This is a genomic window from Spiroplasma endosymbiont of Othius punctulatus, from assembly GCF_964019505.1.
Taxonomy (GTDB): domain Bacteria; phylum Bacillota_I; class Bacilli_A; order Mycoplasmatales; family Mycoplasmataceae; genus TIUS-1.
In genome coordinates, this window is record NZ_OZ026449.1 from 261,887 (window position 1) to 283,802 (window position 21,916).

Consider the following 21,916-nt stretch of genomic DNA (forward strand, 5'->3'; position numbering starts at 1 on the left):
AAGGAGATAATAATATATGTTCTCAAAAGATAACGCATGCAACTGTGAAAACAAAGTTTCAGCAAACTGTAATTGCGGAGCTAATTGCACTTGTTCAACAGGGGCTTGTACTTGCTAAAAAACTGAATTGCTTAGCAAGTCTTTTTTTTATTTTTATCTTAATAAAGATATTAATTTATATCCATCATCTGCATTTTGTGAAACCAATTGAATCATTGAATCAGTTCCTCCGCCACGGAAAGTGGTGTTGGGTAAGATTGTTGATTGATTAAATTCTTTTGTATTGAAATCCAATGATTTATTTCGAATGATGATTGCATTAGAGCCGCTATCAAATTTATTAACAATAACTATAACTTGATCTGGCGTTTCGTTAGAAAGTTTAATTGCTTTAGCAATTAAAACTTTATTCGAATACATCTCGTTATCTAAATTAAATAAATTAAAATTACCAATTGTTTTGAAAGTTAACTTTTGATCTCCAAAGTTTTTTAACATTTCAGTTTCCAAACTTTTTAAGTATTTATTTACAATACTTGTAGTCTCTTTATATATTGAGTTTAGCTCTTTAATTGAGTTGTAATCCCAAACATTTGTTAACGATTGAGCGTGCTTAACGTCACTTTCAAAGTTGTGTTTAAGTCCGGCTTCCAACCCTTTATTGATGATCGATTTCATTTGATTAAAACGGCCAATCAATTTTTCATCAAAGAATGACTTTGCGTATGTTGGGTTTGCGGTCATATCAATTGCAATACGCTTTGAATTTTTGTCATAGTTTGTAAATCAAACTTGTTTTATTTCTCTTGTATTTTTAACATGAGTCCCACTACATGGTTCTGTTGTAAAACCTGGGAATTCAATCAAACGTACTAAATCATTGTTCATTACTTTTGTAAAACCAAACAAGTATTTTTTATCAATAGCTTCTTGTTGGGATAGATAGTAAACGTTAGTTTCGATTTCTTTAGGTATGATTTTTTCATTTACAAACTTAACTGCTTGAGTAGTTATTTTTTCAGTAATCAAATCATCAAGTGCAAATTGAATTTGGAATTTTTCATTATTCAATTTGCTTCCAACTTGTTCATCTGTGTGATTAGTTAAATCTAAAATTGCTTGTCATGTAATATGGAGGGCTGAGTGACTAATTGAAGATTGATCTCTAAACACTTTATCAACTTTTAAATCTAATATGTCTCCAATATTTACATATGATGTACCTAAATTAATTTCATGAATAAAATACCCATAAACAATGTCTTTACGAACGTTTAATAAATCATAAAATTTACCTTTTACTTCAATGGTTCCAATATCACTATCTTGTCCACCTGATAGTGCATAAAAAGGGGTGTTGTCAAATATTATAAACCCATGTTCAGTTAAGGTTTGTACTGGTTCACAATTTGAATTAAATAATCCAAGAACAGTTGATTTAGAATTTAAAACTTCATGTCCAATAAATTTTGTTTTTGAAAATTCAAATGATTCGTATTTTTTAAAATTTGTAATCATGAGGTGCATCCTTCTAAGTATTAGGTAGATTTTATATTAAAAATATATTTTTAAAAGAAAGGTTAGAACAAATAAAAAAACTTGCGATTAAGCAAGCTGTTTTATTTGTGTGTGTTTATTTGTGTCTTTTACAAACGTGAATTTCACCAGAGCCTGCTGCAAAACTTTGTTTCATTTTGTTAACCATTATTTGGTGAATTCCACCTAAGTTTTCCTTTTCAATTTCTGCAACGCATTTAAAGCATTGGTAATCGTATGATTTTTCTGCCATTTTTTTTAACTCCTAAATATAGATATATTTTAACAATTTAGGAGTTAAAAATCAACCGTTTTATAGTTCAATTCAACCATCGCCAACATGATCTGGGCTTCTCTTGTTTATGTGATCATAGTACAACTTACCATGAAGATGATCTATTTCATGTTGGAATACAATTGATTTATAACTTCTAAGAGTTAGTGTAACTTCTTCTTTTGTTATGTTGTCATATCCAGTGATCATAACTTTGTATGGGCGAGGAACAATACCTCTGTGATCTTTTGCAACAGATAAACATCCTTCGCCATCTTCAAGAAATGCAATTTGTGTTGAACGAGCAACAACCTTTGCATTTACCATTGCGTATTCTTCAAGTTTTTCATCAGGTAATTGGAATCTAACATAAAACATATTTTTATTAACACCAACTTGAGGAGCCGCTAATCCAACTGCTGGTCTTAGATAATCTTTTGAACCTTCAACATTTAATTTATCATCTTGTGAATATACAACAAAATCAATTAGCTTATTCATTGTATGTTCATCTTCTTTAGAAAGAGGGAGTTTACAATCTTTTGACTTACTGCGAATAACTTCTTTATTTGTATCAAAAGTTAATCAAGAATTAGATGGTGTTTCATTTGTTAATAATTTCATGTTAACTCCTTTGGTTATTTTCATTATAACTATTATTTCTTTATAATAAACTCTAAGGTGAAATAATGAATGTAATTGCAGGAAAATATAAAGGCAGAAAATTAGTTACTCTAGAAGGTGACAATACTAGACCTACGTTAACTCGAGTTAAAGAAGATGTATTTAATATAATTAACAACTATTTTGTTTATGAAAACAAACGAGTATTGGATTTGTTTTCTGGATCTGGTGCATTAGGAATTGAATGTATTTCTCGTGGAACCGGTCACGTTGTATTTAACGACACAAACAAAGATGCACGAGAAATAATTTTAGCCAATTTAAAAGAAATAGATGACACAAGTTATTCAATTCTAGATAGAGACTATTTAGACTTAATAAACAAATATAAAGATAATGGATTTGATCTAATGTTTATAGATCCACCATATTCAAAGACTGATTATTATGAAAATGTTTTTGAATCAATTAACAACACAAGCATTTTAAATAACTTTGGAATAATCATTTGTGAATCAAATTCACTTTTAACTCCACAATTTATTAAAAATTTAGTATTATTAAAGTATAAAAAATATAAGAAGACACATCTATATATTTGAAGACTAGAATTAGATTAAGGAAATACAAACATGGCACAAAAAGGAAAAGTAATTATAATTTCAGGACCATCAGGTGTTGGTAAGGGTGCGATTAATATTGAACTTGCAAAAGATGAATCTTTAAACTTAAAATACTCAGTTTCAGCTACAACTCGTAAACCACGAGTTGGCGAAGTTGAAGGTGTCAATTATTTCTTTATGAACGATAAAACATTTAAAGAAAAAATTAAAAAGAAAGAATTCATTGAACATGCTAAATTTATTGGTAACTATTATGGAACACCAAGAGATTATGTTAAATCACAAATTGATCAAGGTAAAAACGTTGTTCTAGAAATTGAAGTATTAGGTGCTACACAAGTATTGAAACAAGAAAAAGAATTTGAAATAGTTTCAATATTTCTAGTGCCACCTAGCTTAACTGAGTTAGAAAAAAGATTAAGAAAACGTGGTACTGAATCTGAAGAGATAATTAAAGAACGTTTAAACAAAGCGTTGCTTGAAATCCCTTTAAAAGATCAATATAGCTATGTAATTGAAAATGATGAGATTAGTGATGTTATTGCAAAAATACATGATGTGCTTCTTTACGAAGATGCTATTGCAACTGGTACATCAGAAGATAGTTACAGGTATGTTTTAGAACAAGAAGTTATGTCATATGTAAATGATAAATATTCATTCTTTATTGAAGGGTGAAAATCAAATTTAAAAATGAATAAAATCAAATTTGATGAAGCAGTTATTGAAGAATACCTATTCAAATTTATAGCTGATAAAATTTATGCATACATTTTAAAAACAGAAAAACTATCAACAATTAAATCAAAAGAATACGTTGATTCAATGATTGAATACTACATGCTAGAAGTTAATTTCTTTGAAGCGATAAAAAAGAAATAATACAAACAAATATACTTTATAAGTATTTTTTTTGACAAAAAAAAAAAAAAAAGATAAGAGAATTTAGTTTGATACAATTATCCAAAGAATAAAAATAGGGGAAATATGATAGATAAAAACAAACCGTTAGTAGAGATAAAAAACGTCGTAAAAAAATACAAAGATAAAGAAGCACTTAAGGGTGTGAGTATCACGATTAATCCAGGTGATAGAATTGGTATTATCGGAGCAAATGGTTCTGGTAAATCAACTGTATCTGAGATTATTGGTGGTATTAGAAAACCAACAACTGGAGAAGTTGTTAAACAAGATGAAATGGTAATTGGATTACAATTTCAAGAATCTAAATACCCAGTTGGAATCACTGTTATTGATATGTTGAAATACTATTTAGAAACATTTTCAATACCGATGAAAGAATCTGAATTAGATTTATTGTTAAAAACATACCAAATATCAGATTTTAAAAACAAATTTATTGTTTCATTATCTGGTGGACAACAACAAAGGTTGAACATTTTATTAAGTTTAATTCACAACCCAGATTTGGTTATTTTAGATGAAGTTTCAACTGGTCTTGATATCGAAGTTAGAAGTGAAATCTTTAAACATATTAAAGAAAGAGTTGTAGATAAAGGGAAAGCATTAATCTTAGTTACTCATATGATGAGTGAAGTTGAAGAATTATGTGAGAGATTTATTTATATTCATGAAGGTGTAATTATTGAAGAAGGACTTGTAGCTGACATTGTTAAAAAACACGGTTCAGTACATGCTTATACTTGAGAAAAATTTGCAATCCACAAAGCAAAATCAAATGATGAAAGAGATGCTGCAATTGCAGAACAACAAAAAAGTATCAAGAAAAATAAACTAGACAGAATCATAAATGATGAAAAAGCAAAAGGTAAAAATGTACCTTTATCTAAGTTGTTACTTAAATATTATTTAAAAGGTGGAGCTGTTCCATTCTTCGTATTTATGTTTCCAGTTATTCTATTATTTTTACAAGGGTTTGCGTTCCAACAATTTGGTTCAGGAACTGTTCATGGAATTATTGGAGCATTAGCTGCTATGCAAATTATTGCATGTGGAATATTTATTATTCCTCAAACTATATTAGATTTCAAAAACAGTGTTTTAATGAAAAGAATTGGTGCCACAAACATTAAACCATTCGTATTCGTATTAACTGTAAATGTTACCGGAATAATAATAATGGCACTTGGTTTCTTCTGAACTTTATTAATAGGTGGATTTATGTTTGGTTGAGGTGACATTGGTTGAGCAATAGCTTGAGCTAATTTAAGTGGACCGGCAATATTATTCTTATTATTAATTTTAATATCATCAATTAGTTTAGGATTAATGCTTGCATCAATCTTTAGATCAACTACAACATATATGGCTGTTTCAAACGTTATTTATATGCCAATGGCATTCTTGTCAGGTTCATTCTTACCGACATCAATGATCGAAGGTTCTAATGTATTGAAATATGCAACGTATATAAACTTATTTAAATATTGTCTAGAACCGTTCAATAAAGCTTGAACAGACGGTGATATTTCTATGACTGGTGGAGTTGTTGAATTCAACTTTGACTGAGTAATGGGATTATACGTAGGTATAGCAATTTTATTAGTTGGGGTATACTCATTCATCTCATCAAGAAAAATGAAATGAGAATCTTAAAATAAATCAAAGACTTTTAAAAGTCTTTTTTTATTTGAATTATTAACTTAGTAGATAATGTAAAATAAATATGAAATATATAACAAAGGATCAAAATGAAATTTAAAACAGTTCAATTAACAGATATAGGTAACTATAGAAAATCAAATCAAGATTACTTAGATTTTGTAGAAAACAAAACAGGACAAGCTCTTGGTATTGTGTGTGATGGTATGGGTGGTCATGCAAGTGGTGATGTGGCTTCAAAGTTAGCGGTTACTAACTTTGTAGCTTTGTTTAAAAAAGCAAACTTTAAAAAAATGACAGATTCAGATGACATAAAAAGTTGATTAAGAAGAACAGTTAATGAAGTGTTAGAAGTGATGATTAAATATTCAAATGTACACAAAAAAACATTGGATATGGGGACAACATTAACAGCTGTATTGTTTTTAGATACAGAACGTGCGTTTGTAGTAAATGTTGGTGATTCAAGAACTCATAAACTAAATATTGAAAACGAAACATTAACTCAAATTACAATTGATCAAAACTTAGAGAACACAACAACTGAAGAAGAAAAAGATCAAGCTCGTAATACAATGTTGTACCAAAGAATGACAGAACAAACATTCTGAAAAGTTCTTACAAGTGCACTTGGACCTAAGAAACAATTAAAGATTGATATCTATGATGCTGCACCCAGTGGAACTTGAATGTTAACAACTGATGGTATTCATGACTATGTCGATGAAGAAATGGTTGTAGCAACTTTATTAAATGAAAAAATGAAAATGAAAAGAAAAGGTCAGTTAATTATTGAGGACGCTAAAGACAATATGTCTACAGATAATCTATCAATATTAATCATCGAAGCAGAATAAAATATTCTGTTTTTTTATTAATAACACTAATTTGTTGTTTTTACTTTTTTTTCAACTAGAATTTACCCATTAAAAGGAGTTTATAAATATATGAAAAAAGGTTTAGTACTATCGGGGATTATTTTGGTTTTAATATCAGTAATAATCACATTGATAGGAACATTAATTGTAATAATTGCCATGTTTGCTGCTAGTTCATTAGACGCATCATTAGTTGCTGCTGCAATTATTTCCACAGTTTTCTTAGTGATCTTTTCGGGATTTCACATCGCATTACTTGTGATGTCAATAATTATGTTAATGAAAGTAATTAAAGGTAAAGATATTTCAAAAGGATTATCTTTAACAACATTTATTATGGCAATTGTTATTGGTGGGTTTGGTGTCTTATTCTTCATATTCAGTATATTCAATGGATTAATAGCTATACCGCTATTGATTGGTGGAATACTTGGTTTGGTCGGTATTACTTCAAAGAAAAATTAATATTTTATTAATACATGTAAAGAATAAAAATGGAATATTTAGTTATTCCATTTTTTAATTGAATTGGTTGAAAACAAAGATAAACTTAATATTATGAAACAAAGAATATTTACAACAAGAAACATTGCATACACTGGGTTGTTGACGGCCGTAATGTACATTATAGGTTTAATCACAATCTTTATAGGAACTGCCACTGGTAGTTCAATAATTCAATTTTCTGATGTTATTTTATTTTCATTATTTGGGAGCTTAATTAATCCAGTTTTAATTGTTTCTTCAATACTGTCATCTATTTTTTTAGATATGACTTCAGGTATGTTTATCTATATCCCAATAACAATACTTATAAAAGCATTAATCTTCACAACTTTACTTTTAGTTTATAAATTAACAAAGGTAAGATACATTGCAATTATCGTTGCATATCTTTGAGTATTTTTATATGTGTTGTATGCATATTTGCTATTTGACCAAAGTTATGCAATTCGTGAATTGATTATTGATTCAATCCAATATAGTGTGACTGTAATCTTTGCATGTATTTTTATAAAAATTTATGATTTCAATAAGTTAAAAATTAAGTAATCACTTTAAGGCGGTGACGCATAAGCCAAGAACTATACAAAAGAGTCTAATTATTATATAATTAATGTAATGAGGTTTCTACGATGGCTACAAAAAATTCACCTAAAAATCAAGATGATTTTGATATAAAAGCAGGTGATGTTTTTGATGATAGATACCAAATTATTAAAAAAATCGGTTCAGGAGGATTTGGTTCTGTATACGAGGCTTTTGATAAAATAAACAAACAAAGTTTAGCTATGAAGTTTGTAAAAATGAATCCAGCTCAAGGAGAACTTTCATTAGAAAGATTTCTTGTTGAAAAAGAGTCATTTGCCAGTTTATCAATTAACCCATATGTTATAAAGTTATATGATGTTTTTGAAGATGAAAAAACATGATGTATTGTAACTGAATTAGTGAGCGGGGGTTCTCTTTCTGAATTTAATAAAAGATTCTTTTACATGAATGAATCTGAAATTAAATTATTTTATACTCGTGTTTGTTCTGCATTATCTGATGCACACAAACTAAACATAATTCACCGAGATATAAAAGAAGGAAATATAATGTTGACTAAATTTGGTTCTCCAAAATTAGGTGACTTTGGAATTTCATTTACAGATAAAAGTACTGATCTTGCAAAAGAGTCTAAAGTTGGTACACCAACACATTTGGACCCACAATACTTTAGATGAAATAAAATTTCATCACAAGGTGACATTTATCAACTAGGCGTATGCCTTTACACTTCAGCGGTAGGAGAACCACCTTTTTGAATGCACGATTCAAAACAGATGGCAAAAAAAAGCAAATGATATAGATTTAACCAATGTAAGGTAAATCCAATCAGACCATCACTTATTAATCCAAATATTTCAATTGAATTAGAGAACATAATTCTAAAATCATTAGAAAAAAATTTGTCAAAGAGATATAAAACAATGGATGAAATCAAAAGAGATCTTGAATCTCTAGGTACTAATCCAAATGCAAAACCAATCAAGTTATCTCATAGATGAGATAAATCTGAATTTGATGACCAAGTAAAAATTTGAAAAAAAGAAAGGAACATTATAGAAGTCGGAGTTGTAGATATCAATAGTATGAAGCCAGTATTCATTTACTCAATCTTAGCTATTTTTATGTCAATACTATTGGCTTTTATGATTATGGTAATAATCAATGTATAGAGTAATCAATACAACAGGAAGATCGTGTCTTGTTTATAAAGAAGGTAAACTGCTACAAGCAGGATTGCAAGGAAAATTATTATTTAATAAACAAACAGTAGTTGCTGGAGATTTTGTAAAAGTTCATCAAGAAGGTGAAATCACTTTAATAAGTGAAGTAATGCCGAGAAAAAATGAACTATACAGACCAAGAGTTGCAAATGTAGATAATGTAGTTATTGTTACTTCGCTTACAATTACGGACAAAGATTTATTTACTTTAAATAAATATATTGCACTTGTGGAAGTTATGGGATTAAATGTAATTCTTCTATTTACAAAAAAAGATATTGTAGGTGAAGATGCTGGAATTTCTTTATTTGTAAATGAATATAAAAATCAAGGTTATAAAACCTTCCAAATATCAAACATGCATGATTCAAAAGAATTCAGCGAATTCTTAAAAGAAATATCAAAAGGTCTAAATGTATTTACGGGTATGACTGGTGCTGGTAAATCAAGAACATTAAATAATATATTACAAAACGAAGTTCAACGTGTTCAAAATGTTAGTGAATACACTAACAAAGGTAGACATACAACAACTTCTTCAAAGCTATATAACTTTGAAGAAGGGTTCATATGTGACACACCAGGGTTTTCTTCATTTGATATCCAAGGTGTTACACAACAACAGTTGGCACATAGTTATAAATTTTTTCAAAACCATATCACCGATTGTAAATTCAACGACTGTCTACATACACAAGAGACACAAGGGTGTTATGTTGTTGAAGCTGTTAAGAGAAATGAATTTCCAATGTTCATTTATGAAGACTATATTAAATTTTTAAAAGAGGTATAAGATGGCAATAATTGCACCAAGTATTTTAAATTCAAACTTTCTTAACTTACGTGAAGAATTATGAAAATTTAAAAAAGCAGGAATTGAATGAATTCACTATGATGTAATGGATTTTCATTTTGTCAAGAACTTAACTTTTGGACCAAAAGTATTACAAGACATAAATGCAGAATTCAATTTTAAAATTGATGCGCACATGATGGTAGAAATAATAGGGGATTACAAAGAGTATTTAGCACCCTTTATAAAAGTTGGTGTTGACCAACTTACATTCCACCTTGAAGCATTCAAGAAAAAAGATGATCTAATTGAATTGTTACGTTATGTAAAACAATCAAATATCAGATCATCAATTGCTATTAACCCACCAACAAGTGTAAAAGAACTATCTGATGATTTATTAATGTATTCTGACAACATTTTAATAATGAGTGTTAACCCGGGTTTTGGTGGCCAATCATTTATTGAAGGGGTACTTGAAAAAGTTAAATTTTTAGTTGCAAAAAGAAGTGACAAGAGTTTAAATTATTCAATTCAAATTGATGGTGGGATCGATGATAAAACATTCCCACTAGCAAGAGAAGCTGGAGTTGAATATTTTGTATCTGGAAGTTATCTTGCAAATAGACATGACTTAATAGAAAGAATTAGAAAATTAAAATAATAAAAAATCACCCTTAAGGTGATTTTTGTATTTCATCTGGTGCTCCCTGTCGGAATCGAACCGACACGAGTTTCCTCGTCAGATTTTGAATCTGATGCGTCTACCTATTCCGCCAAAGGAGCATTTCTCATGTTTCACTTTTATTATAAACACTATATAATTATATATATGAAAATAAAAAATAAAGTAGCATCAACAGATTTAAACTACAAAAAAGAAGAATACCTATTTGAGGTTTCGAAAACAAATAATATAGAAGAAGTTATCCAAGCCCCAATTGGATTAGATTCATTTGAGCGTGGAGAACTCAGTGATAAAAATGGGAGAAACAAAATAAATACTAAACCATTTAAGCATGTGATCGTATTAATCAAATGTTTAATTACACCATTTGCATTATTGCTGTGAGCCGTATCTTTAACAGAATTAATACTATTTGCAACAATTGAAAGAGAACACCCGGTAGTTTTAATATCTGGTTTAGTTGTTCTTGGTATGGTGTTCCTTGCAGGATTAACAGAATACTTTGCAAAATTTGATGCTCACAAACGTGAGATTAAACAAAGAACTATAATTGAAAATAAATATCTTATCTTAGAAGGTAGAGTCGGAGATTTAACAAATTTAGATTTTACTGAATTAAAAGAAAGATCTGAAATGATAAAGCAACACAAATTGACAATTGGTGATGTTGTTCTATTAACTGAAGGTGAAGTTATACCTGCAGATTGTAGAATATTGTGATCAGAGCATTTACGTGTTGACGAATCACTTATTAATGGTGTACAAAAACTTTCAAGAAAAACTTCACAATTTAGTAGTGAAGTTGAAAAGATAACAAGTTTAGAAAATATCTTATTTGCTCAAACCGTTATTCAACGTGGTTCTGCAATTGCGGTTATCGTAAATGTTGGAAGTGATAACTATGTAAAACACTTAGTTGATAAAACAAGTGACCACCATGATCATTCTGCCGCTCAAAAAGGTGTACATACAATAATCAATATTATTATTATTCTAGTGCTATCTGTTTTACCAATCTTTATTTTATTAAGTGTATTTATAAGTGGATGAGAACCAATTGATGCAATTATATTTTCATTTACAATTGCTGTAGTTTTAATCCCAGAAGCACTACCATCAGTTATTGCATCTAACTTAAAAGAAGGTAATAAAAAATTAGTAGATGAATCTATTATTGTAAAAGACCCAGAAACAATTCAAACAATGGGAACTATTGATATTCTTGGAACTGATAAAACAGGGACGATTACATCAGATGATTTAAAAATTATTAGAGTAGTTGATTTTAACAAAAAAGAAAATGATGATTTGAATATGTATCTTCACTTGTCTGCAAGTCATCAAAGAAATACTAACAATCCAATTGATAAAGCAATTATTAAAATGTTTTCTCACTTAACAAAAGAAGAAGATCAAGAAGGATTTGCACTTGAAGAAACAATTGAGTTCTCAGCAGAATCTAGATTTTCTGGAGCCGTACTTACACATGGTAAAGAAGAAATTAAATTAATCAAAGGTTCACCTTATACAATTCTTTCATCTTTAAAATATGTAAAAAATAAAAATAAGATAGAAAAAATAACAGACACACACACTAAAATAATTAGAGCATTCTTAAATGATAGTGAAAACTTAAAATATACAGTATTGTTAGTGGCGTCTGTCGAAACAAAAGATCACGCCATAGATGACAATGATTATGTATTTGAAGGATACGTTATCATTGAAAATGAATTACGTGGAAGTATGCAAAAAGTTATTAAAACTTTTATCGATCATGAAATTGATATTAAAGTTTTAACAAGTGATTCAAGACATGTGACAACTCACGTAGCTGCACAAATGGGTCTTGAATCATTAAACATATTAGACGCACGTGACTTCAATGTTGAAGAGTCACATGAAGCATATAACATATATGTAAAAATGACTCCTCAACAAAAAGCGGCTGTAATAACTGAATTAAGTCATCATCATAATGTTGCATACATTGGTGATGGAATAGGTGACGCAGCAGCCTTAAAACAAGCAACAGTAGGTATCGCTGTTAACAACAGTACATCCCTTGCTAAGAAAAACTCTGACGTGATTATGTTAGAAAATGATTTACAAGTTTTAGAGAATGCCTTCATGATTGGTAGAAAGACATTCCACAATGCATACAAGTTTGTAAAAGTAACTTTAGCTGCAAACATTGGATTGTTATTCACAATCTTATTGGGTTCAATTATCTTTAACTTTAAAATTGTTTCTTCATTACAACTGTTATTCCAAAACTTATTATTTGTTGGATCAAACTTAGCATTCGTATGGGATAAAGTTGATGACAATGTTGTTAAAAAACCACAACGATGATCAACTAAATCGGCATTGATATTCATGTTTGTAACGGGTCTAGTAGTTATGATTGTAAGTTTTATTAACTTTGCAATTATGCTGTACGGATTTGATATGAATACAGAAATTCAAAAAGAAGTAGTGGCGCTAGCAGCAGACTCACATGCGGCCACTCCAACAATTGGGCAATTCCAAACTGGTTTCTTCTTCGAGATGATATTTACTCACTTAGTATTAATGTATGTTTATAGAACATCAAAAGTATCAATCTTTAAATCAACACCATCAACTAAATTTGTATTGACACTTGCAATAACAGCAGTTGCTGCATTTATTGTGGCAATTATATTTAGTGCAATTGATTTTGAGTTTACTTTAATGCAAGGTAAAAATATGTGGTGATACGCAGTACTTGTTGGATTAATTTTCCTTGGATGATTATTAGCTGAAGGTATGAAGTTTGCATATATTAAAATATCTAAAACATGATTATGATAAAAAGAGCATTAGCTCTTTTTTATTTTGTTTGATTCATAGTGGACACGATATTAATAAGACAAATAAAAACAATCCATTGAAGGATTGTTTTTTTATAATTAAACTAATTGGTTTCTTTTTTTAAGAGTCTTAAGAGTTTTAGCTGAAACTTTAATAGTCATAACACGACCAGTTTCATCTACAACTTTAATCTTTTGTAAGTTTAAGTTTCATTTTCTTTTTGTAGCATTTAATGCATGTGAACGGTTGTTACCACTCATTGCACTTTTACCAGTTAAATCATCTCTTCTAGCCATGTTAATCTCCATTAAAATAATAATACATTATTTATTTATAAAATGCACAAAAAAATAAATTACATTATTGATTTACTTAGTTCATTTAATATTGTTGATTTGTATCCGAAATTAACACAATCAACATAAGTGGCTCCGACACAAACGTCAAGTGCTAAACCACAAACTTCTATTTCTGTTACTTGGTTAGTCTTTAATCATTGATCTAAACCCGAATCTACTTTGTTACCGATATAGAAAGCAGAATAACTATCGTAATCTACTTTAGTTCCTTTTTTAATTATTAAATCTGCAAACTTTTCATCAACCATAAATTTGACACCTTGTGTATCTTGAACGCAATGTGCTGGTCAAAATTTAAATGAAATGTGTTTTTCTGGGTGGAAGTCACCACTGAATACTACAAAGTCATTGTTGGCTTTGTATTCTTTTATTTTACTAATAATTCCTTCTCTAATAGTTTCGCCATCCTTTACATAAAGCGCACCGCGGGGGTGTGCAAAATCGTATTGATAATCTACAACAATTAAGCATTTAGACATATATAACCTCTCTAATATATGTATATATTAATGTATTTTTTATATATGTGGGAAACGGTTGATTTTTTTTTTTTTTTGTTAATAATCAATATTATGAAAAAATTATTATTATCTCTAACTGCAATAGTTTTAACAGCTTCGTCAGCCGCAACTGTAGTTAGTTGTAATTATATCGATACAGTTGAAGTAAGTGTTAAAAATAAAATAAACGAAGTTGTTAAGTCAACTTCTCATTTTTTTAAACCAGCGATACTGGCTAATTTAAATAATTTTTATAGAGAAGATGTTGAAACAGCAATGAACTCAATGAAAATTAGTAGTGTTGAGAGTAATAACAACGATACAATATCTGTCAAAAAACAATTGAATATGTTTTTTGACCAAAACCACCTGGATGAGTTTTCAAAAATTAATTTTGACCAAAACACGGATGAGAACTATGTTGGTGAAAAAAGTGAAAAATCATTAGGGGATACAATCAAATTTATTAGTGGGGTATTTGATACTGTCTATGGAATCATTGGTGAAGGATTTTCACCAAGGTTAATTCAAAACGCACTAGAATTTATTGAAATTACTGCAAATACACAAGGAACGTTAGAACAATTAAATAATGTGTTATCTGCTGTAACAAAGTATAACCCAGTTAGAACTCTGATTGATGATTTGCAAAATAAAGAAATTACTTTTAGTGAATTAAAGCTATATACACAAATTAATTTTGTATTCTTGTTAGATTCTTTAATGGGTGGTAACCCAAAAGAACAATCACTTGAGGAATTAATGAAATGAAATAAGGGTGGTGGTTTCCCACCTAAACCAGCGGCTTATGCAAATTTCAAAAAATATGCAACAAGTGTATTTTCAAAAATTATTGATGCAAAGTTTTCTTTCAACAATGGTTCTATAAAATATATTATTCAAATGATTTATGGGATTGGTTGAACAATTCAATCATTTGACAAGTACGTGCTTGATATTGAAGATGTAGTGGATGACAATCACTTATTCTCAATAACGCAAACAAACATGGAAGTATTTAATGAAGTAAATTCTAAATTTGTGGATACTAACAAATTGAGTTTGGGAATAAGTTCCACCTTGAGTATATTTATTGAAATTTTCAATAATAACGAAAATGATAAGAATTCATATGATGTCTCAAGAATTTTAAAGATATTATTCCAAGTTGATAATGACACTAATTTGGATAAGTTGGACGTGGAGAACACTTATATAGAAAAGATGAATCTTTCATTGATGATCCTGCCTCCGGGTGTACAAGCTTCAGGTCAGTGAGGTAAATTCAATAATAAATTTGCAAATGAACAAGGTTTGTTTGTTCCGATACTTAATTTACTTTTAGATTCAATAGCACAAAAAGTTTTCAAGTCATTAGAAATACCACTTGTGACTTTAGATGGGTCAGTTTCATATTCTCTGAGTAATTTAATATCTTCGGCACTAGCTAATAACAATATTGGGAAATTCTTTACAGACTTCTCACTAAACCCGGGTTGAATTGTTTCAATCTTAAATGAAAATGGACTTGGTGAATATATTGACCCAGTATTGGAAATCTTTGCGAAGGTTGGTGAAATTGGAATTTTAGATAATCCAATTACTCAATTAATACACGGTAACTTACTTGGCCAAATTATAAATTTAGTAACAGGTAACAAGTCAGGGATTGATAATATTTCAGATTTAATGAATATTGAATTGTTCAATTTTGTAAAAGTTGGAGAGATATTATCGAGGTTATTTTCCGTTCTAGGTGGCGCACCAGATTTAGCATTCAAATTGCAATCTGCAATTGAATTAGTCATAACAAAAAATACAGTAAGTGAGTATGAGTTCAGGGATGCCCTTGGTATTAAACAACCAGTTGGCGCATTCGGTGTTGGTGATAATCCAACAGACTTAATTATTGGTGCTAGGATGATTGCTTCGGGTTATAGAGGTGTAAGAGCTACACATATAACAAACCCCGAAGAAGATTCAATGACAGCAAGAGAGTTTGCATTTAAAATGTTAGGAATTACAAACGATGGTTCGTCATTTATAGATGGCGGATTATTGGGCTCAATTTCAAAAATGTGGGACGGAGATAGTGGAGACACAATTACAACTTTGATGTCAACAATTAAAAAATTACTTGGACTTTTATCGGAAGCAATACCGAGCTCGACAGATGGAAATAAATATAAGGACTATTTAGATCCATCAAATTTTAGTCAAGATATCATATCGTACAATAACTTTATTGACTCTAGATTAGATTCTGAAATTACATATCAAATTACATATCGCAATCAAAGCGATAATACACATACAAAATATGAAGTTGAGCTTGTTCTTCCAAAAAGAAATAGTTCTTTTGAGGAAGTTGAATACAAAATAATTAACTTTAGAAAAATAGGATAAATAAAACATGAGACAAAATTGACTGCTATTCAAGCAAGGATTTAAAGGAATTTTAAAATATAAAATTCAATTTTTCATTTTGATTTTACTGTCATTTTTATCTACATTTTATTTTGTAACAACTAATGCTTTAACTAGCAGAATGAACCGCGCTTATGATGAAGTGGTTGGTAGCTTTGAAAAGTTTGACTATTCGTATATTAGAAAAACTGATGAATCAAACTTAGTAGACAATAACAAGACATTTATATCAATTCTTGATTTTTTACCAGAAAGAAACAACTATATTGTTGGTCAAAATAATAAGCCAATTTTAGAGTCATTCAACATTGTTTTGAATAACCACTCTGAGTTGCTTGGAGACAATGAGAGCAACCCATTGGGTGAAAACAACTTTGTCACATCTGCCTTTTTTGAAAAAGACGGAAGTGTTAAACAAAAGTTTGGTGACATATGAAATGGAGCCACAGATGATTCATGAACTTGAAGACAACTTGCGAAGTATAATTTAAATAGACACACTGGAGAAGATTACTTTTTCGGTAATGCACTTGATTTTCAATTCAATAGCACATTAGATAATGTTCTCAAAGTATCTAAACAAGCAGGTAGAGAGTCTAAATTCTCCGTTCCCAATTTTGTATTGAGAACAACTATATTATTGGCTCAATCATTGTATGATGAAATGGAATTAATATCTCAAGATAATAGCTTTGAAAATTATGATTCATTATTTTACAAGTACTGATCAAAAGAAAATTTGGAACTTGGAGTTGATTTTAGAAGACCAAATGATCTAGTTGGTGAGGAACTAGGTAACATTGGAAATAATCAGGTTACTCCTTGATTGACAAAATTAAACCTAACCAATGTAGAAACATACATTTTCAATGCGCTTGAAACAATACCTTATTTCTTGTTACAAGAAATTTCAACATTTCACATAACATCACAAAATATTGTTTTTAATGATCCTGAAATTGAAAAATTAAAATTTTGAAAAGATCCAACTCAATTTCCTAATGATGACGACGAAGCAAGACAAAAGTTTGTTGAATTTTTCAATGAATTTAATAGAGTTGCTGAAGAAAAACAATTACTTAAGTTAAATTGATATGACATTTCTGGTCTGGTAGAAATTGGTAATTTGGGTGATGCTCTTGAATACAACAAAGAGTTAACTTTTAACTATATTTTTGGTTCGAAATTAAAACCATCTAATGTTGGGGAACGTATTGAAAATAATAATTATATCCTTTCACAAGAAGACAAAAGAGTTTATCCTGTACAGGAAAGTATTAATAACATTACTCAAGGTGATAAATTTGTAACATTTGATTCAGATGCAAAAAGCGAAGACATAACAAACCCAGATGGATTAAGAGGTGTTGCAAACCCAGTTAACGTTTATTTTAAAGATAATGAATTTGATATTTTGAGCTCAAAAAATAGAATTATGCCATTTGAAAAATTAAATAAAGGTCAACAGTATGTATCGGAATTTGGTGGTAAAAAAAGTAACTATGTTGATAGGGATTATTTAAATAAATCAATATACTCAATGGATATGATGCATCATGAAATGTCTGCAAGTGTAGCGGAATTAGATTTAATAGTCCGTGAGGAAATGTTTTATTATGATCAAGTACAGAAGTTAAACTTTAGATTTGTTGTCCATGATGACAAGAATGAATTTAACTACAAAATACTTGCAGGTGTTGATGCTAATAGTTCTAATGAAATTGTTATATCTCAACAGTTTGCACTAATTAATAATTATAGTATTGGAAGTAAATTAAAAATTGGAAATACTAACTTCGTTATTTCTGGTTTTGGTTCTGACGCATTAACATACTATCCGTTGGGTGATCCTGAAATTCCAATATCAGATGTAAAAAACACAGTAATTGTGTACGCTCCAAAAATGGTTGTAAGGAATATAATTTCAGCTGGTAACGACAAAGACTTTTTAGCATCAACATTAATGTTTATGTCTGATGTGGAAAAAGGAAATTCACCTGAAATAACTGAAAATAAAATTGAACAATTTGATAGACAATTGCTTAATAACAAAAAAAAGCTAAATACAATGTTTGCAAACAAAGATGAAAATTCAGGTTTATTTAATGGAATTAAAAAATTTGAATCAACTACTTTTAATTTAAACTGAGAGCTTCAACCAAAAATTTTGTTTATCGTAACAATATTCAGTTTAATATCTTCAATTATAATTATTGTCATGGCATTTATTACATTGTTGTTCACAATTAAGAAAGTCGTAGATTCAAACTCAAACCAAATTGGTTATTTAAAAGCAATGGGTATAAATAGCAAAAAAATTGGTGTATCGTACCTTGGTTATTCATTGATTATTGGATTACTGGTTGTACCATTAGCTTGAGTTGGAGCAGGACTATTCCAAGAAGTGATTTCAAAAATATTTTCAAATTACTTTTCATCAACTCTGTATGAATTTGTGTTTAATTGAAAAGTGTTAGCAATTGTTTGACTTGTATTCCTAGTTGGATCTGTATTATTTTCATATGTAATAACTGTTTTACTTACAAGAAAAAGCGCACTTGAAATAATAAATAAGGAATCATCTTCAAGTTCCAAGTCTATCGTTAACTTTAAATTTAAATCATTTGATAAAATTCCATTCAAATACAGGTTTGCATTGAAGATATCTGGTAGAGGTTGAAAACAAATTGCTGTTATTACATTTTCTACATTTATAGCTATTATTGTTATTTCAGTTTCTGCACTTACACCATCAGTGTTAAGCGTTTATGTTGGTGATGCAACAAAGTATATGAATTATAAAAACATATATGACATTTCGACACCAATCTCTTCACTTCCTACGTCTAAACCTTCATTAACTGCAACTAAGGGAATAGAATACTCAGAATCAAAATATAAATTTGATGAAGAACTATCAGAAGAGGGAACTGCCGATTTACTATTTGATGATGTACAAATGTTTAATGACTTAAATTGAGACGCGTCACTATTTCCAAATATTGTTTTAGATAATAATGCAGTACATGGAAGAAAGGGTGACCTTTCTTGACAAGAAGAATATATGTTAAGATCTCAAAACACATCAAATAAAAGTTCTGAGGAGTTCATTTTAAATATGATTTATCCAGTGTTTGGGAAAATAATGAACATAAATGGTTCATCATTTTCACCAGGAACATTTGAGAGATTCTCTAATTTCTTCTGAGCCGCTGATAATAACCCAGTAAATGGTAAACCATATTCTGGTGAATCTGCCACAACTGAGTTCAAAGCAAAAGCGCAACAAGTAAAAGATAATTCAGCACTATTTAACACAGTGATCCCTGAGTTACTTAACCTATTGATTAAAAACGAAAATGTATTTCCTGAAGGTCCGCCAGAAGAAGTGGAGGCCGCTAATGGTTGAAAAGAAAAATTACTATTTTTAGCAATGACATTCTTACCAAATACAGGGATGCAATTTCTAAAAAGATCACCAAATAGATTGAGTCAATTTACAATTGGTGTAAATACAGAAAATTATACTCCAACAAAAGAAACGTTAAGTACCAATGCGAGTGGTTTGGTTAATGATAAAAAAATATCAATTACTGGATTAAAATCAAATCAAAATGCATATGTACTTGATGATATAAAAAATCAAGACAGAGTGTTTGTAAATAATTACAATACATACAAAGAGCTGAACAATTTGTTCGATAATCCTCTTGCAAACCAAGACAAAAATATTACATACAATGGCACTTTAATATACGATGGGTCTACACGTACGTTAAACATACCAGTAATAACAAACTTAAAAACAAATGAAGTATTTAATTTTAAAAAATCAAACCCAAAGTTAGATTCTCTAAACTCTAAGCAATTAAAGTTATTTTCTGAAGATGGGGAAGTGATTCCAAACAATGCATGAGTCTATGATAATAGAGATGCAGTAAATATCGGAACACCAATTGATGATATAAAAAATCAAAAATGGAAAACAAACGAATACTTACCAGCGAACGATATCAGTCCATCAAAGTTCACGCATAACTTACAATTTGATATTAAACAAAATAAAATATCTGAATCTTCAAGTTGATTCATTGATTCATACTTTGATGGTGGGTTTAATGAAGAAAATTTAAGATTTGAATTACGACCTCAATACAATTCATTTAACATGAAACTGTTTATACCAAAGTCTAAATTAGATGGGCGTGAAATTGAATTATTAACCGGTACATCAGCAAGAACAGATGCTCTTATGGATATAAATGATTCAAATTATGCAGATAGTTGAAAACAAAACGGAATAAAATGAGGTGGAAAAATAAACTCTAACAATGTTCCAAAAATAGCAAAAGATGCATGAATGTATGAAGGGTCAAAAGATGATGAATGAATATGGATCTCACCATTCAATTTATTGTACTCAAGTAGAGCATCGATAAACCCTGAAACAGGAGCGACATTTCCAGGGTCATTAGACCAACTTGGTAGAAACTTTGGTTGAGCAGCGGAAAAGATTGATACATCTGGAGCACCAATAATTGTTTCACAAGATACAAAACTTCCTAGTTTCTTAAATGAAGTTAAATTGGTAAACGAAGGAACGATCAATACGTACAATACTGATATTATAATTGCTGATCAAGATATCGTAAACTTATTGACAAATAGAAGCACAGCAAAATATATACCAGTTAATTATAATTTTCATGGTAATAAGTTAAGAGAGATAAAGAGTTCAAGTACTGGAACAGTGTTGCCAGTATTTGAAACATTAGGGCCAAGAGAGATTTTAAATAAAATGAACGGACTTGATAAGGACGGTAACAATACAAATATAAATGAAAAAAACTTTTATATGAAAGATCAACTTACTAGTTATGGCAACCCGCTTGAACAAGTGGTACAAAACTTAGACTTTACAACAAAGTATTCAACTTTTGATGAGGCATACGGAGTAACGTCTGGATTTAGTGGTGTTCAAAAAAATACTCCAGGTATATTCATGTCTCACATGGAGCAAAAAAGTAATACAGCGTTTACTGATAATCTTTCTATTACATATAGCAAAATCGACTTTGTTGATTCTATGCTTGGGTTGATAATAACTTTAGCAGAAACAATATTAGTTGTGTCGTTATTCTTGATTACTGGAATTATTATAATAACAGTATTGGTTATAGCAATTATGGCAGATATATTTGTTTCAAAATATAATAGATTCATTGTAACAATGCGTGCAATTGGATACACAAAATGATCGATATTATTTAGTGTTTTATCTATATCTACTATTTCCAACTGAATATTTATTGGTCTCGGATTTGGAATCAGTGTTCTAATAACGTCGATATTATTTGAATCACTAAAATCATTAGGTATTTACATACCATTCATTTTTGCATGATATGTACCAGTTATTATTATATTAGGGGTAATTTTAATATCTTTATTAGCTTGCTTAATTTCACTAAATAGAGCATTCAAAATAAGGCTGACAACATTATCTTAATTAGTTAAAAA

17 protein-coding genes and 1 tRNA gene are annotated in these 21,916 nt (G+C 29.5%); 12 read left to right on the forward strand and 6 right to left on the reverse strand.

Annotation, left to right across the window (positions count from 1 at the left end; translation table 4 throughout):
• Positions 1-153: 153 nt before the first annotated feature.
• From AACL07_RS01280 to def, 3 genes are all read right to left on the reverse strand, one after another.
• The gene (locus AACL07_RS01280) at positions 154-1,518 is read right to left on the reverse strand and encodes an alanine--tRNA ligase-related protein (RefSeq protein ID WP_338983960.1); all 1,365 of its coding nucleotides are present in this window, start codon (positions 1,516-1,518) and stop codon (positions 154-156) included.
• Positions 1,519-1,633: 115 nt separating this feature from the next.
• Positions 1,634-1,789 (reverse strand): hypothetical protein, encoded by a 156-nt coding sequence (locus AACL07_RS01285; protein ID WP_338983962.1) that lies wholly within the window; start codon positions 1,787-1,789, stop codon positions 1,634-1,636.
• Positions 1,790-1,849: 60 nt separating this feature from the next.
• Positions 1,850-2,434: a peptide deformylase gene (gene def, locus AACL07_RS01290; RefSeq protein WP_338983964.1), complete on the reverse strand. Its 585-nt coding sequence runs from the start codon at positions 2,432-2,434 to the stop codon at positions 1,850-1,852.
• 65 nt (positions 2,435-2,499) lie between these two features.
• Here def and rsmD point away from each other — a divergent pair, with 65 nt between their 5' ends.
• From rsmD to AACL07_RS01335, 9 genes are all read left to right on the forward strand, one after another.
• Entirely contained in the window at positions 2,500-3,054 is a 555-nt protein-coding gene (rsmD, locus tag AACL07_RS01295) for a 16S rRNA (guanine(966)-N(2))-methyltransferase RsmD (RefSeq protein WP_338983965.1), read from the forward strand.
• Between the two features lie 12 nt (positions 3,055-3,066).
• Positions 3,067-3,939: a guanylate kinase gene (gmk, locus tag AACL07_RS01300; protein ID WP_338983967.1), complete on the forward strand. Its 873-nt coding sequence runs from the start codon at positions 3,067-3,069 to the stop codon at positions 3,937-3,939.
• Positions 3,940-4,044: 105 nt separating this feature from the next.
• Positions 4,045-5,634 (forward strand): ABC transporter ATP-binding protein/permease, encoded by a 1,590-nt coding sequence (locus AACL07_RS01305; RefSeq protein ID WP_338983969.1) that lies wholly within the window; start codon positions 4,045-4,047, stop codon positions 5,632-5,634.
• 95 nt (positions 5,635-5,729) lie between these two features.
• Complete coding sequence (locus tag AACL07_RS01310; RefSeq protein ID WP_338983971.1) at positions 5,730-6,497, forward strand: PP2C family protein-serine/threonine phosphatase; 768 nt, start codon at positions 5,730-5,732, stop codon at positions 6,495-6,497.
• Between the two features lie 90 nt (positions 6,498-6,587).
• Positions 6,588-6,983 (forward strand): hypothetical protein, encoded by a 396-nt coding sequence (locus tag AACL07_RS01315; protein ID WP_338983973.1) that lies wholly within the window; start codon positions 6,588-6,590, stop codon positions 6,981-6,983.
• Between the two features lie 93 nt (positions 6,984-7,076).
• The gene (locus AACL07_RS01320; protein WP_338983975.1) at positions 7,077-7,571 is read left to right on the forward strand and encodes a hypothetical protein; all 495 of its coding nucleotides are present in this window, start codon (positions 7,077-7,079) and stop codon (positions 7,569-7,571) included.
• A gap of 83 nt (positions 7,572-7,654) precedes the next feature.
• The gene (locus AACL07_RS01325; protein ID WP_338983977.1) at positions 7,655-8,743 is read left to right on the forward strand and encodes a serine/threonine-protein kinase; all 1,089 of its coding nucleotides are present in this window, start codon (positions 7,655-7,657) and stop codon (positions 8,741-8,743) included.
• Positions 8,736-9,587, forward strand: coding sequence for a ribosome small subunit-dependent GTPase A (rsgA, locus tag AACL07_RS01330; protein WP_338983979.1), 852 nt, complete (start codon positions 8,736-8,738; stop codon positions 9,585-9,587). The genes AACL07_RS01325 and rsgA overlap by 8 nt, the downstream gene beginning before the upstream one ends.
• A 1-nt stretch (position 9,588) precedes the next feature.
• Positions 9,589-10,251, forward strand: a complete 663-nt coding sequence (locus AACL07_RS01335) for a ribulose-phosphate 3-epimerase (RefSeq protein ID WP_338983981.1) — start codon at positions 9,589-9,591, stop codon at positions 10,249-10,251.
• Between the two features lie 37 nt (positions 10,252-10,288).
• On the opposite strand, the gene AACL07_RS01340 is transcribed toward AACL07_RS01335, so the two are convergent.
• Positions 10,289-10,373, reverse strand: a tRNA-Leu gene (locus tag AACL07_RS01340).
• Positions 10,374-10,419: 46 nt separating this feature from the next.
• On the opposite strand from AACL07_RS01340, the gene AACL07_RS01345 reads away from it, so the two are divergent.
• Positions 10,420-13,110, forward strand: coding sequence for an HAD-IC family P-type ATPase (locus AACL07_RS01345; RefSeq protein ID WP_338983983.1), 2,691 nt, complete (start codon positions 10,420-10,422; stop codon positions 13,108-13,110).
• A gap of 98 nt (positions 13,111-13,208) precedes the next feature.
• Here the strand turns inward: AACL07_RS01345 and rpmB are convergent, their stop codons facing one another.
• Both rpmB and AACL07_RS01355 read right to left on the reverse strand, forming a co-directional pair.
• On the reverse strand, positions 13,209-13,406 hold the full coding sequence (gene rpmB / locus AACL07_RS01350; RefSeq protein WP_338983985.1) for a 50S ribosomal protein L28: 198 nt from the start codon (positions 13,404-13,406) through the stop codon (positions 13,209-13,211).
• Positions 13,407-13,465: 59 nt separating this feature from the next.
• The gene (locus AACL07_RS01355) at positions 13,466-13,948 is read right to left on the reverse strand and encodes an isochorismatase family protein (RefSeq protein ID WP_338983987.1); all 483 of its coding nucleotides are present in this window, start codon (positions 13,946-13,948) and stop codon (positions 13,466-13,468) included.
• Between the two features lie 93 nt (positions 13,949-14,041).
• Here AACL07_RS01355 and AACL07_RS01360 point away from each other — a divergent pair, with 93 nt between their 5' ends.
• Both AACL07_RS01360 and AACL07_RS01365 read left to right on the forward strand, forming a co-directional pair.
• On the forward strand, positions 14,042-16,375 hold the full coding sequence (locus AACL07_RS01360) for a hypothetical protein (protein WP_338983989.1): 2,334 nt from the start codon (positions 14,042-14,044) through the stop codon (positions 16,373-16,375).
• A gap of 142 nt (positions 16,376-16,517) precedes the next feature.
• Positions 16,518-21,905, forward strand: coding sequence for an ABC transporter permease (locus AACL07_RS01365; protein WP_338983991.1), 5,388 nt, complete (start codon positions 16,518-16,520; stop codon positions 21,903-21,905).
• The last annotated feature ends 11 nt before the right edge of the window (positions 21,906-21,916 follow it).